Below are 13847 nucleotides of genomic sequence, written 5' to 3'. Positions count from 1 at the left end.
TTTAATTGACTCGCGTTAACGCTGTATACAAATCATAATAAGCCAAAACCATATACTGGGAAGGATTTTCTTGAAGGGCTTCATTTACAAAAGCAATGGGTTTATTTGGCTTTTCTTTTAATAGCTGAAAAATTTGTTTTTTAAGGAATCTGCGCTTATTATCATCCTTATCAGAGGTAGCAATAATGATATAATCCGGATCCATCTGCCTGATATGCTCGTGATGAATGGGTAGTGTCCAAGCGTGCTTGGATGGATTTCCCGCAGAGCCCAATAATTGCTTAACGCCCATACGGTTTAGCAACTTGCCTGTAAGGGTATGAGAGGAAGGCGTTGAAAAGGTCAGATGGTGTTTAAGGAAAAGAACTTTAGGGGGTTGTTGAGTAGAAGGGAAAGTGCTACTTATCATGTTAAAGCGATTATCAATAGCTAGCATAGCCGCTTCAACAAAATAATTTAGCAGCTCAGCCTCTATGGGGCGATTGATGATGTGTCCGATACGAAGCAAGGCATTTTGAACTTCTTCAGGCGAGTTAACATGTTTTAAAGTAAAGAGGGGAATCCCTTGTTTGTTTAGGGCTTCCAGGGTGGAGGGGTTTGAGTAGTCTGCTACAAAAGCAATATCAGGACGAGCATTGTACAATTTTTCGGTGTTGTAACGGTCTGCATCTAAAGCAATAAGATGGGTGGCCTGGACAGGATAAATAGAGGTTTGTTTACGCATTCCAGTGGGTAGAGCAACGATCAATTCGGGCTCACTAAGCGCTAACAGAAAGCTTGCTGCCACAAAAGTTTGTGGAAGAAAGCGTTTATAAGAAGTCGATAAATCAAATATATTTCCATTATCATCCTGGATAGAGGAAAGGCGGTAGTAATCATGAAGAAGATCGAGCTCTTCTTTAGAACTATTGTTAATTTGTCTTGCCAAAAGTTGGCATCTTAGAAAATCATCCCTTAATAAGCGTTTGACAGTCCTATAGCCATACTGCTCCATGATTTGAGCATCATGGTCCCAGTCAGTGATGAGTTTACTCATCATGGAGTAATCTCCATTTAACGCTTGATGTAGGGTTTCACGTTGGAGAGTAGAGAGATATTTAAATATAGAGGGTAGAGGCTTAGAGGAAGGACAAAGGGGACAGGGGTCGGATGCTTGATCACTAGGTTGCTTAAAAGCTAGAGACCACCAGATGAGCATGATACTAACTGGAAGGGCATAAAAAGCAAAAGGACCAAGAAGATATTTTTTTTTCATTTTTAGATAAAAGGAGGCTCAAATTGAAAAAACAAGAGGAGTGTAGGTGATAGTGATATAGAAGATTTTAGTTCATTCTATATGATATCTGACTTACACTCCACCCTTATTATTTCTGTTTTTCTTCCTCTTCTTCTGCGTCCCCGATAAGCGCTTCAGAAATGAGCACAATACCTGCTACGGAAGCCGAATAAGTTAATGCATTTTTTATGACTTTAGCCGGGTCTACTACGCCACTAGCTACTAGATCTTCAATCTTTTCGCTCATTACGTTGAAGCCAAAGTTGGTGTCCGCTTGTCGTACTTCTGCTAACATCACTAATCCATCATGTCCAGCATTAAATACAATTTGCTTAAGAGGTGCTTCGCAGGCAGTGGCCACAATTTTAGCTCCAAGGGCTTCGTCACCTTCCAGTTTAAGGGTAGGGACAATTTGGCTAGCACGAATAAAAGCCACCCCTCCACCAGGCACAATGCCACCTTCAATAGCAGCTTTGGTAGAGTTCAAACTATCTTCAAAAAGTTGTTTTTTGGGCTTGAGCTCGACTTCAGTCACTGCTCCTACACGAACGACTGCTACTCCGCCACTTAATTTAGCTTTACGTTCTTCTAGTTTTTCTTTGTCATAAGTACTAGTGGTATTATTAATTTCGTTTTCAATTTGCTTTACTCTTGCTTGGATAGCATCGGGCTGGCCAGCACCATTCATAATAGTTGTATGCTCTTTAGTGATGATAACTTTTTCGGCAGACCCTAGAACATGATCGGGAATTTCTTTCATGGAAATTCCTGTCTCTTCCGACACTACTCCTGCGCCAGTTAAGATAGCAATATCTTCTAGCATAGCTTTGCGTCTATCCCCGAAGCCTGGAGCTTTCACAGCAGCTACTTTTAAAGTTCCTCTTAGTTTGTTTACTACCAGCGTAGATAAAGCTTCTCCTTCCAGATCCTCAGCAACAATGAGTAGATTTTTACCTGTTGTAGCTACTGACTGCAAGATGGGCAACAATTCATGAATGCTATTAATTTTACGATCGATAAGAAGAATCTGAGGATTTTCCATTTCGACAATCATTTTGTCGTTGTTAGTACAAAAGTAAGCGCTCAAGTAGCCGCGGTCAAAACGCATTCCCTCTACCATCTCTAAAGTTGTATCTGTCCCTTTGGCTTCTTCAATGGTAATTACGCCGTTCTTACCTACTTTTTTTATGGCTTCAGCAATCATTTTGCCCACTTCTTCATCGCCAGAAGCTGCCACATTGGCAATAGAAAGTATCTCCCGATCACTTTGTACAGAGATAGCTTGCTTATCTATTTCGTTCACAATTGCTTCAACAGCTTTGTCAATCCCTCGTTTCACACTAATAGGGCTTGCTCCAGAAGCAATTAATTTAATGCCATTTTCTACCATCGCTCCTAAAAGTAAGGTGGCACGCGTAGTTCCATCCCCACAGGTTTCCTTCATCTTTTGTACGACTTCTTTAGCCATGGAAACACCCATGTTTTTATACTGATCTTTTAAGCTAATGTCTTTGACAATCGTACTTCCATCGTTAGTGATGGTAGGCGCTCCCCAGGATTTTTCTAAGCCAACGTTTCGACCCCGTGGTCCAAGAGTGAATGCTACAATTGTGGAAAGTTCTTTAATACCCGCAAGTAGCTTTTCGCGAGCTTCTTCTTCAAATATAATTTGTTTTGGTGCAGAAGACATTGTTCTTTACTCCTTGTTGTCAACGAATTGTACAAGTTATTTAAAATACAAAATAAGTTTATTTTAATTGTCTATTATAGAGTTAGGGGAGTAGATAAACTGAATCCATTCACTTGTTAATCTATCAATCCTAAATACTTTATCCTACCCTTGTAAGGTAGATATTATAGTAACCTTCATGTCAGCTTAGCCTAAATTTTGGTTGCTTTTTCAGCTTTCTAAGGATAGAGACCCATTTATCAAAAGGCAGATCTATTCTAAGGGGGTTTTCTAGTTTTTAAAAAGCCCTGTAAATTACCAAGATTTCTAGTTTTAATTTCACTCGGCGAGCGAAGATAGGTTTTGCTAAATTTGCTAGCTAGAAAAGCTGAAAATAAAAAATTGCCTGTACGCCTATTTTTACCAACCAGTAAGCTTGCTAGGCGATGAATCGCAGAAGTTAAATTCATTTTTCTACCTTGATTTGAAAACCAAAAGATATAGGAATCGAGAAAAGTTTGCAAGGAGTTTTAGAATTTTTTAGCACTTCAATCAAAAGAGTGCTAGCTGTCAAAGTTTATCCTTGAAAATTCAATTTTCTAAATCTCTTATAGAAGAGAAGAAAAATTTAAATGAGCTTGAAAAGCATCAAAATCGTCCCCCACTATTCCTTTTTTCCCTTCAACGCCTTTTGGAGAACGTATAGTTTCAGGAGAAATACGCATCATCCAAAGTGAATAATCGAAAAGGTCATTTTGGATTCCCTGGTTTTCTTTAAGCACGAATATATAAGGGTGTAGAATGTATTTAAGGTCTTTATGTGGATGGAAGGCCATAGCTAGAATCTCCAGTTGAAAAGTCTAATCAACATAGCAAAATCATAAGTAGTGTGGCAAGTAAAAAGCTTATTGGAGTCTCTCGGAAGGTATAAACAAAATTGTTGGCAATTTTTTCTAAGCAGCAGCTTTATAAGAATTCCAGTAAGCTTCCCAGTGAGACCATCTAATCTACCTATTCTTAAGTTCAGCATTGCATGAGCATTTTCTATCTTTCGCCACGCTTCCGCTCTTTTCAGTCTCTTTTGGCATACCTTAAGGCTATTTTCTATCTCGCCTTAAACCAATCGGTAAACCTTTATCTAAAGTACTTTTATAATTCATCCTATCCAATCTTTTTTCCATCTATCTATAACATCTTATTAAACCATTCTCCTGCTCGGATTGATCTAGAGTGTTGAACTTATTTTCAATCTCTTTGAAAACATTTCGGCATTTTCCAGTTTTTAACTTCTCTTTACTCTCTTCTAACCATTCTTTGAGCTCAAAAAATGATGGGCACTATACTCCCATCTGTTTTACTGATAATGATTGCTTTTTGAATCGACGCTTCTTTTTTAGCTTAGCTATTTTGCTTGCATATTTATGGGTGATCAACCTACTCATAGAAGAAGCTCCAACTCCATCATGCTTCTTCATCTTTCCCCTTACTTTTCCAAATGCTACATTTGCTCCAACGTCGGTTATCGCTCACTTTAATAGTAAAGAATACCCCTCTACATCTAATCTGGGAAGAAAGCGAAAAGGGCTTAATCAATTTTCCTGCTTGTAAAAAGCATTTCTCTTCCATAGCTACTACCCCAAATGTTGTGTAACAACTTAGCTTTTTTTGAGTATTGTCTTAATTGTAGTTTTCGATCCTTGGCTTCCGGCCCCTTTGTTTGATGCTTTCCCAATCCTCAACGCATTTTTTCCTTAAGCCTCTAAACCTCGAGAATAAGAGCAAATTCAGCATCATCCGCTCCTTCAATCCCTTTAACTTCTGCGGTAATACCTAATAAATTTCTAATGGATTCTAAAAGATTAGGATGCTTCTTTAATCGATTAACTACATTATTAACTTATTCGAGCATATGCAATCTCATTTTGCTACGCTTTTAGTATGTATTCATCCTTCCTTATCTTGTTTTTGCCAACACTTCTGCTTACACCCATTTGATATTTCACTACTTCCAAACTTAAAGGCTAAGGGTCTTGTTTCTAATATTTTCTTGTATGTTTTGTGTTCTTTTCTATATATTGCCTAAAAAACGATTGAAAATATGCATGACAATTAAAGAGGCTATACAATGAACCCTAGCTCTTCTGCCAACATTGAGCATTTACCTAATGAAATACTAGTCCCTATTTTAAAGGCTTGTGCTAGCCCTTCCTTATTTAGCGTATGTGGAAGATGGCGCCATCTGCTAACTAACGAGGTCATGCCTTCTCTTTATTGGCAAATAAGTAAAGTGCATGTTCCTCAAGGAGATGTTGCTAAGCAGGTTATTGTTCTAGATAGGATTTATAAGCTAGAAGAAGAGCTTTCCAAAACAGCAAAGGTAAATGCCATCTTTAAACAAACCTTCACTCTAGCTAGCTCTCTTTCACCTTTAGAATTAGAATTTAAATGGATAACCGAGGAAAAAAGATATCTTACTCTGACTAATTACTCTTCTTATCTGGTGAATATTAATCGCCTGTTAGTGTGGAAAAAAATTCCTGGTGGAGAGAAATACTTAGACCAAGAAAAAATCAAGTATTTGCCTTTAGAAAAGAAAGGAGAGCTGTTTAGAGAGTGGATCATAAGATATGGCAAAAATATTACGAGCTTAAATTTAACAGGAACTGGCTTGATTTCTTTACCCCCAGAGATAGGGCAGATATCACAGCTAAGAGGCCTTTACTTAAGCAGCAACCAGCTCACTTCCCTTCCTGCAGAGATAGGCCATCTGCTTCGACTGCAAGCGCTTAACTTAAGCAGCAACCAGCTTATCTCCCTTCCTGCAGAGTTAGGGCAGCTATCGCAGCTGCAAAAACTTGACTTAAGCAGCAACCAGCTTGTCTCCCTTCCAGCAGAGATAGGACACCTATCGCAACTGGAAATGCTTAACTTAGAATACAACCAGCTAAACACTCTTCCTGCGGAAATTGGGCAGCTTTCTCAGCTGCAAGAGCTTTACTTAGAAGGTAACCAGCTTGCTACTCTTCCTGTAGAGATAGGGCAGCTTTCTCAGCTGCAAGAGCTTTACTTAAACAGCAACCAGCTTGCTTCCCTTCCAGCAGAGATAGGACACCTATCGCAACTGAAAGTGCTTAACTTAAGTAATAACCAACGCACCGCCTTTCCCGCAGAGATAGGACGGCTTTCTCGGCTTGAAGTGCTTAATTTAAGTAATAACCAACTAACCTTTCTTCCAGCAGAGGTAGGGCAGCTATCGCAGCTGCAAAAGCTTTACTTAAGCAGCAACCAGCTAAACACTCTTCCTGCGGAAATTGGGCAGCTTTCTCAGCTAGAATATCTTCACTTAGAAGGCAACCAGCTTGCTACTCTTCCTGCAGAGATAGGGCAGCTTTCTCAGCTAGAATATTTTCACTTAGAAGGTAACCAGCTTGCTACTCTTCCTGCAGAGATAGGGCAGCTTTCTCAGCTAGAATATCTTCACTTAGAAGGTAACCAGCTTGCTACTCTTCCTGCAGAGATAGGGCAGCTATCGCAACTAAAAGTGCTTTACTTAAAAAACAATCAGCTTACTGGCCTTCTTGCCGGAATAGGGCAGCTGTCTCAGTTGCAAGAGCTCTACTTAGATAACAACCAGCTAACCTCTCTTCCTGCCGAGATAGGACAGCTTTCTGAGCTGGAGTGTCTTTACTTAAACAACAACCACCTTACCTCTCTTCCTGGCGAGATGAAACAGCTACCAGCTTTAGAAAATCTTCAGGTGAAAGAAAATCCGCTGGAAAATATTCCAGATAAAATAAAGCAGCGTTTTCGCTTGTAGCAAAATGGCTTGCGTCTTCATCAGCTAATAGGTTAAAGGAACAAATCATATGCTTAAAAGATTCCAAGGATGTAGAGAACCTTCCCCGCTTATCAAAAGCCACTAATATCTTTTCTTCTTCCTTAGGTAGCATTCACCTCTTCAAATTTCTCACAAGCTTCCACCTAGAGAAATAGCTAAACATGCTCTTCCAAAGAGGAAAATCATGAGGAAGATGTCTCCATTGGCATCCTGTATGGTTCACATAAAAAATAGCATCTAGATTAAGTCTCGTTTAAAATATTTACAATGCCTCCCTTCTTTTTCATAGGAAACAGAGAAAATATACTTGATTTCTTCCCACTCTTTATCACTTTAAATCATCAGGATAGCTTCCACGCATGATGCCCTTCCTTTTTTGAATTTGCTTTCATTTTATCAAAAAGAGGAGTGTGGGGGCGCCTTCTTAGAGATGATCGCAAGCTTTTGCCTCAGAAGAATTTAAAACAGGGCATTAAATAAAAAAGGGCTAAAACAGAAGTTTTAGCCCTTAAGTATTTAATTTATTGCAATATTAAACTTGTCTAATAGGTATGGCCCCAAGAGATGCCAACTACATCGTCAGCCTGTTTAATATTGGCTTCTCCTAAGCCAAATGAAGGGGGAATAGAGTTTTTACCCTTAATCTTATGGCTAAAACCATGTCCATAAAATATCGAGATTTCATTACTCGAATCAAGACAAGCGGTTGCACCTAATGTAAGGTAATCTTCTATGGTGTCAACAGTCAAAACATTGACAGCTGTTTGAGAACGCTTGATAGGAGCTCTAGTATGGCGATACCCAGCACGAACAGTCAACCATTCGGTAAGTTCGTAATCTATGCCTAAACGGTAAAACCATTGATCTCGGAAACCAAAACCGGTACCGTTATGGGCACCAAGCTTATGAGCAGTTAAGTTGTCTTGTAAAGGCCTGTGAAGGGCTTTTACTTTTCGCCAATTGATATATTCGACATCAAAGGCTAAGGTTGCATAGGGGAGTAAACGCCAAGCAAAACCTGCCCCAATTTTTTGAGGGATATTAAGCCTTCCTTTTCCTGCTAGGAAACCCTTATATTTTTTGAATTTGCTCATGTAAGTTTTTGGCTGATAGGTGACACCGACGCTTAATCTATCTGCCACTTGGCATCTATAACCGAAGGTAAAGCCTATCCCTTGCGAATAGCTATATTTATGGTTCGTCACATATCTTGGAAATTTGCTGAAAATGCCTACGCCAAATGCTTCTTTAGCAAAATTTTGTAATCCCTGAACCCATAGACGTTGAATCATATAATTAAGAGACACACCAAAATTGTGTTTTTCTAGTAATTTGATGGAGAATGTGGGGGAAATGGTTTCATGAGCATATTCCATGCCCACTTTGGAAGTGCCAAATAAAGGTAATGCATGTTTATATTTGGTCTTGCTAAAGTTGCGGTTATAAACAACTAAGCCTAACGACATGTTGTTTCCCAACATTTTGTTGATACCAAAATCGCCGTTGTAAGCATATTTTGCCTTATGATTGGCATCAAATTTGCCATTTACACCTGGAAGAGGCGAAAGATTACCCCTAACTGTAGCTTGACGAGAGGTGCGGGCTACTTCAAATCCTAGATCATAGCGATCTCCCACATCAGCCATCCCGGCGGGATTAAAAACAGCTGCTTGAGCATCTTGAGGGTAAGCAATGCCTGTAGCTGCCATACCAAAGGTTTTTACGCTAGCAATCACAGCGTGGGCACTTGTAGGTGTTAGAACAAGACAGGGCACGAAGCACAGAGAGGCTATCATTTTTTTAAATGAAAACTTTACCACTTTTTCTCCTTTATGTTTGGACTGCTTTAATTAAATAAAGCAGTTTTTAGTGGGTACTGTAGAGTATAAAGGTAAAAAAATCAAATAAAAACTAAAGTTTTTTAGGATGATGAATTTTATTGTAAACTTGTCGTTTAGGGATAGAACGCAGGGTGGCGACTTGTTTGATGGCTTCTTGTAAAGAGATAGCATTTTCTTGCTGAAGCCTAAAGACATGTTCTTCAATCGGTATGTCGGCCCATTCTTCATAAGAAGGACCAGAATTTTTAGCAATGAGTAACACAATTTCACCTTTGAATTTTTTCTCTAAATGGCGGGCGATTAATTGTTGGGCTGTTCCGCGTACTACTTCTTCAAATTTTTTGGTCAGCTCTCGGGCGATAACCACTTCTCGATGAGCATCTAGACGATGGATTGCTTCTAATACCTTCTGAATACGTTCAGGTGATTCATAACAAATGGAGGTAAAAGGTTGGTTTAAAATTTCTGAAAGAGCATTTATTAAGGCGCCTTGTGGACGCGGCAGAAAGCCATAGAATAAAAAGTGGCTAGTCTCCAATCCTGAAATGCAGATAGCGCTTATGGCTGCACAGGCGCCGGGAACGGAGAAAACTTTTAAATTTTCTTGTAGGCATCTTTTAACCAGGCGAGCGCCTGGATCAGAAATACCAGGGGTACCGGCATCTGAGATTAAGCAGATGGTTTTGTTGTTTTTTAAATCCTGTATAACTTGTTCTTCTTTGTAAGCTTCATTAAATTTATGAAAGCTAATTAAAGGCTTATGAATCTCATAATGTTTAAGTAGAATTAGGCTATGACGTGTGTCTTCACATAAGATATAATCGCAGGCTTGCAGCGTTTCAATTGCTCTTAAGGTAATGTCTTTTAGGTGACCGATCGGCGTTGCAACTAGGTATAACAAATTAAATACCTCGAGGAGAGAAGGTAAAGGGATTTTAAAAATGAGTTAAAGTTAAGAGAGAGCTTGAAAGCTTAACAAATTAAGGTGGCACCCAGATTCGAACTGGGGATCGAAGCTTTGCAGGCTTCTGCCTTACCACTTGGCCATGCCACCTTAGTTAAGCAAGAGAACCTTATATCCTATCACCTTTTATCCCGTCAATATAAAAATGTTGGAAGGATTTCACAGGCTTATTTTTGTTTTTTTTATTTATAAAAATATATTTTTAAACAATATTAACTTTTATTTTTTTATTATATTGAATTTTTTAAGGTATTTAACTATAATATTTTCCATAAATATAGACTTATTACTAATATGGAGATAAAATGAACATTTCCCCTAACGATCCTTACCTCAAAAATCTTTCGCCCCCCCGTGAGCCTAAGCAGCCACCACCCACGCCGAGTAGAAATAGCGCTTCTAGAGGAAAACATCCTAGAAATGAAGAAAAGGATTTACTTTTACCTCCTTTTAAATTACCCAAACTTGAGCAGGAGGATACTCCTTTACCCAAAACCAGGCTGGGGATAACATTAGGCTTTGGTGCTTCTTCAAACGAGCCTGAAAATCTACCTTTCACTCGTTGTACAAAAAGATCAAGAGCCATCGAAGAACTTAATGATGATGAAAAAGATGGGGATAGCGCAAATTGTAAGCAGCGTAAATTAAACCTTGACGAGCCAGCTTTACCTCAGAATAAGCCTGCGCTAAAGATCGGTTTTGGTACTTCTTCTTCCCTTCCTCCCTCACCATTTGCTGGCACTAAATCTGCTATGTTTTCAAAAAGCTCTGTTTTGGCTCGAAAACTTTTTTCCATTCCTAGCGCGGGTAAAGTTTCTGAGGAGCCCCAGCGCTTGCAATTTTCACTTCCTCCCAAAGAGGAAAAAAAACAAAATGCTTTAGCTCAAAGTGCTCTTCTTCCTCTTTCTTACTACAAGCAAGAATTAGTAAAACCTAGCCTGGAGCTATTGTCGGATGATAAAAAAGGTCTGCTCTATGAGGGTCCTGACTTAGAGGATAAAGTGGGGAAAATATTGATTAAAAAAGGAGAGAAATTAATCTTAACTTATCTAGGGCATGGAGATTTTCATCATGTATGGAAAGTAGAAAATGTTGATCTGGTGATTAAGATATTAAGAGATGATACTTTAAGTGAAATGAAGAGAAAGCAATCGATTATTACTACTGAAAGGGCTTATAAAAAACTGCTAAATTTGACTCCCCAGATGAAAGGAATATCTGTGGCGCATATTTATAACATTGAGGATATTTGGGAGAGAGGATATTACATTTATGAATATATTGCCGGAGAAACCGCTTTTAAAGATATAAAGGATGTGTTCTCTCAAATATTTGCTAACCCGGACTATTATATTGCGGACTTATCTCCTGGCAATGTCCGTACCAAAGAAGATCACAGTGTTATTATTGATCCTTATGATGAAGGAGAGATCCCTTTGCAGCATCAAGCCATTGATCTTGCTCGGGTGATTATCCAATGGATAAAGCATGAGATCAAGGTAGCTCCTTCCTTTACTCCAAATATTGCCGAGTCTGAAACTCAAGAAGATCATCAGCAATTCTATTGTGAGTTAAATAAATTTTACAAAGAAACAGAAGCCTATTTGAATGAGATGTCCGCTAAAAATAATGCACTCTGGCAAGAGACTAAGAATAAAATCCAAGATAAGTTAGAAGCAGGGATAAAAAAAGAAAGCTTTATAATTGAATCTATTTACCTATAAACCAAAAGCTTTATAGACTTCTTTCCTTTGAAAAGCTTTGAAAGCGTTACCTACATGCCGCATTCAAAGCTTCTTTTCCTTTAGGCATGGGACATTATTGTTTTAGAAAGCTGCCACCATTTTTTCCAGTCTTGACGAAGGCTTTTTTGTAATGCTTTCATTTCCTTTTTAATCTCTTTTAATAAGGGAGCCTCGGTGCACTGTGTTTTTAGCTCTCTATAACGGCTCTTAAGCTGGGAAAAATCTGTCATCTTTCTGACTAGGTTACTAGCTAATTCATTAATGATAGGCTCCCATTCTATCCTTTTGCTTTCCCACGACTTAACTAATTTTTCTTGAAGCAAGTAGGCATGTTCTGTCACCATTCGCTTTTTAATGGTGTACTTATCTGTCTTACGTAAATGATAAGCTAACCCTAATTTGCTAAGTAACCAGATCAGCCATTTAGTAGGGTCAAATTGATACCAATAGATACCATTGCGATAATCGTTAGCGTAGGTATGGTGATAGTTATGATATCCCTCTCCAAAAGTCAAAAAAGAAATTATATAATTGTTAACGGCCGAATGCTCTTGGGAAAAGGGTTGGTCTCCCCAGGTATGAGCAAGAGAGTTAATGAACCAGGTGGAATGATAAAGGCAGAATAATCTTACTCCTACGGCGAAGGTTAAAGCCCCTATATAATCATTTAGAAACCACCCTAAACTGAGGAAAACTAATGAATTGGTTAAAATAAATAAAAATACATAAAAGCGGTGTTGGAAGACAACTAAAGGATTACTGATTAAATCAGAAACTACTTTAGGATTGATAGGTTGAGGTTTCTCGATGATCCATAGGAAGTGAGCGTACCAGAAACCTTTTTGGATAGAATAAGGATCCTTGTCAGTATCTACAAATGCATGATGCAGGCGATGATCATAAGACCAGCGTAGAGCACTGCCTTGGCCTGCCATGGATCCAAAAAACAGTAAAAGCCATTCTAGAAAAAAATTTGTTTTATAAGAGCGGTGAGAATAAAACCGATGATAGCCTCCCGTAATGCTTAAGCCAGTAGCATATAAAAGCACCACACTTGCCGCCACCATCGACAAAGTAGGCCTATTATAATAAAAATAAAAGGGAAGCCAGATAATTAATGCTACCTGGAAGATAATAAGAAAAATAGTGGGAGACCAATTAACTCCCTTTTTTAAATTTATCATGGAAAGCCATAGGTTATAAAGAATACATGTTTAAGGGGGTGAGTGTAACGCGCTAAAGTATAAAAGTCAATGTAAGGATAAAATTTATTGTTTGCATTTTCATCTTCTGGTACAAGATAAAAATTTTGATTAGCCCATAAGATGATAGATTATGATGAAAGTAAATTTTTTACGCCCCTTCTTATTAATAGCTTTAATGTTTTTGCTAGCTGCTTCATGCGGAGGTGAAAAATCCTTGCCTCCTCCTCCTTTTGTAGAAGTCAGTGCTCTAACTATTCAAAAAGACACTATTCCTTGGATTTACGAATCGGTGGGCTATGCCGAAAGTTCTCATCAGGTTGAAATCCGCGCGCGAGTAGAGGGTTACTTGGAAGAGATTGCCTATATAGAGGGGGCTCAAGTAACAAAAGGGCAGCTGCTTTTCAAATTAGACCAAACTCCTTTTATAGCTGCTGTTGAACAAGCCAAAGGAAACCTAGCTAGAGAAAAAGCGCTTTTATGGAATGCCCAACAAACTGTAGAACGCTTAACACCTTTGTATGCCAAGCATGCCGTCAGTAAGAAAGATTTAGATGAGGCTACAGCCAATTTATTAGCTTCCCAAGCTAGCGTGCAAGCAGCAGAGGCTGCTTTGAAGGTGGCAGAAATTAATTTAAGCTATACCCTCCTAACTTCTCCTATTAACGGTCTTTCTGGAAAATCAAGCTATCGTCAAGGCGCTCTTATTTCCCCTGGCTCTAATCAGTTAATGACTTCTATCACCGCTTTGGATCCTATCTGGATTTCATTTAGTATTTCTGAAAATGAGATTTTAAAAATAGATAAAGAGGTTAAAAATCGTACGTTAGTGTTACCAAAGGATAAAAATTATGGGGTAGAGGTGATATTAGCTGATGGAAGTCGCTATCCTTCTCGAGGTGAAGTTAACTTTTCTGCTCCCTCATATGATCAAAAAACAGGCACTTTGTCGATGCGTGCCCAGCTTCCCAATCCTAACCTTATTCTTAAGCCGGGTCAATTTGTCCGCGTTAATGTTAAAGGGGCTATTAAACCTAACACCATCTATGTTCCTCAAAAAGCCCTTTTGGAAAGTAAAACAGGGATGTATGTTTACATCGTAAGAGAAGGGAAAGCTGCCATACAAAATGTGATCGTGGGAGATTGGTATGGTGATTACTGGATTATAGAAGAGGGATTGAGAGAGGGGGACCAAGTGATTGTTGATGGTATTAACAAAGTGGGACAAGGCAGCCCCATCAAAGTCACCAAGGAAATTAAGGTGGATAAGAGTCACAAGCAAGAGCTCATCTTGCCCCCAATAGGGGAATAA

At 38.8% G+C, this 13847-nt stretch carries 10 protein-coding genes, 1 tRNA gene and 1 pseudogene; 3 read left to right on the top strand and 9 right to left on the bottom strand.

Annotation, left to right across the window (positions count from 1 at the left end; translation table 11 throughout):
- Position 1 precedes the first annotated feature (1 nt).
- The 4 genes from TY21_RS10240 to TY21_RS10230 form a co-directional block, all read right to left on the bottom strand.
- Complete coding sequence (locus TY21_RS10240) at positions 2–1198, bottom strand: ABC transporter substrate-binding protein (RefSeq protein WP_232044431.1); 1197 nt, start codon at positions 1196–1198, stop codon at positions 2–4.
- A 166-nt stretch (positions 1199–1364) separates the two neighbouring features.
- Positions 1365–2966 carry a chaperonin GroEL gene (gene groL / locus TY21_RS10235; protein WP_042243370.1) on the bottom strand — a complete coding sequence of 534 codons (1602 nt, stop codon included), beginning with the start codon at positions 2964–2966 and terminating at the stop codon, positions 1365–1367.
- Positions 2967–3223: 257 nt separating this feature from the next.
- A complete protein-coding gene (locus TY21_RS10880; RefSeq protein WP_039384045.1) occupies positions 3224–3415 on the bottom strand; it encodes a hypothetical protein in 192 nt (63 codons plus the stop codon).
- Between the two features lie 138 nt (positions 3416–3553).
- Positions 3554–3781: a hypothetical protein gene (locus TY21_RS10230; protein ID WP_042243368.1), complete on the bottom strand. Its 228-nt coding sequence runs from the start codon at positions 3779–3781 to the stop codon at positions 3554–3556.
- Between the two features lie 1289 nt (positions 3782–5070).
- Here TY21_RS10230 and TY21_RS10225 point away from each other — a divergent pair.
- Complete coding sequence (locus tag TY21_RS10225) at positions 5071–6762, top strand: leucine-rich repeat domain-containing protein (RefSeq protein WP_052354632.1); 1692 nt, start codon at positions 5071–5073, stop codon at positions 6760–6762.
- Positions 6763–6922: 160 nt separating this feature from the next.
- On the opposite strand, the pseudogene TY21_RS10220 reads toward TY21_RS10225, so the two are convergent.
- The 4 genes and pseudogenes from TY21_RS10220 to TY21_RS10205 all read right to left on the bottom strand — a co-directional run.
- Positions 6923–7015 (bottom strand): annotated as a pseudogene (locus TY21_RS10220) (transposase); the annotation flags it as partial.
- A 310-nt stretch (positions 7016–7325) separates the two neighbouring features.
- Entirely contained in the window at positions 7326–8603 is a 1278-nt protein-coding gene (locus tag TY21_RS10215; protein ID WP_052354631.1) for an OmpP1/FadL family transporter, read from the bottom strand.
- 91 nt (positions 8604–8694) lie between these two features.
- Positions 8695–9525, bottom strand: a complete 831-nt coding sequence (gene rsmI / locus TY21_RS10210) for a 16S rRNA (cytidine(1402)-2'-O)-methyltransferase (protein WP_042243366.1) — start codon at positions 9523–9525, stop codon at positions 8695–8697.
- An 82-nt stretch (positions 9526–9607) separates the two neighbouring features.
- Positions 9608–9678: transfer RNA gene (locus tag TY21_RS10205), tRNA-Cys, on the bottom strand.
- 215 nt (positions 9679–9893) lie between these two features.
- On the opposite strand from TY21_RS10205, the gene TY21_RS10200 reads away from it, so the two are divergent.
- A complete protein-coding gene (locus TY21_RS10200; RefSeq protein WP_042243358.1) occupies positions 9894–11312 on the top strand; it encodes a hypothetical protein in 1419 nt (472 codons plus the stop codon).
- An 80-nt stretch (positions 11313–11392) separates the two neighbouring features.
- On the opposite strand, the gene TY21_RS10195 is transcribed toward TY21_RS10200, so the two are convergent.
- The gene (locus TY21_RS10195; RefSeq protein WP_232044430.1) at positions 11393–12400 is read right to left on the bottom strand and encodes an acyl-CoA desaturase; all 1008 of its coding nucleotides are present in this window, start codon (positions 12398–12400) and stop codon (positions 11393–11395) included.
- Between the two features lie 268 nt (positions 12401–12668).
- On the opposite strand from TY21_RS10195, the gene TY21_RS10190 reads away from it, so the two are divergent.
- Positions 12669–13847 carry an efflux RND transporter periplasmic adaptor subunit gene (locus tag TY21_RS10190; RefSeq protein WP_052354630.1) on the top strand — a complete coding sequence of 393 codons (1179 nt, stop codon included), beginning with the start codon at positions 12669–12671 and terminating at the stop codon, positions 13845–13847.

Origin of the sequence: Neochlamydia sp. S13 (assembly GCF_000648235.2) — a bacterium.
Classification (GTDB): domain Bacteria; phylum Chlamydiota; class Chlamydiia; order Chlamydiales; family Parachlamydiaceae; genus Neochlamydia.
Note: the sequence above shows the minus strand (reverse complement) of the source record. Positions and strands in the feature narration are given on the sequence as shown.

Excerpts from the sequence above, each read along its gene's own strand:
- TY21_RS10240 (WP_232044431.1), bottom strand. The coding sequence starts at position 1,198 with ATGCTCATCTGGTGGTCTCTAGCTTTTAAGCAACCTAGTGATCAAGCA.
- groL (WP_042243370.1), bottom strand. The coding sequence starts at position 2,966 with ATGTCTTCTGCACCAAAACAAATTATATTTGAAGAAGAAGCTCGCGAA.
- TY21_RS10880 (WP_039384045.1), bottom strand. The coding sequence starts at position 3,415 with ATGAATTTAACTTCTGCGATTCATCGCCTAGCAAGCTTACTGGTTGGT.
- TY21_RS10230 (WP_042243368.1), bottom strand. The coding sequence starts at position 3,781 with ATGGCCTTCCATCCACATAAAGACCTTAAATACATTCTACACCCTTAT.
- TY21_RS10225 (WP_052354632.1), top strand. The coding sequence starts at position 5,071 with ATGAACCCTAGCTCTTCTGCCAACATTGAGCATTTACCTAATGAAATA.
- TY21_RS10200 (WP_042243358.1), top strand. The coding sequence starts at position 9,894 with ATGAACATTTCCCCTAACGATCCTTACCTCAAAAATCTTTCGCCCCCC.
- TY21_RS10195 (WP_232044430.1), bottom strand. The coding sequence starts at position 12,400 with ATGGTGGCGGCAAGTGTGGTGCTTTTATATGCTACTGGCTTAAGCATT.
- TY21_RS10190 (WP_052354630.1), top strand. The coding sequence starts at position 12,669 with ATGATGAAAGTAAATTTTTTACGCCCCTTCTTATTAATAGCTTTAATG.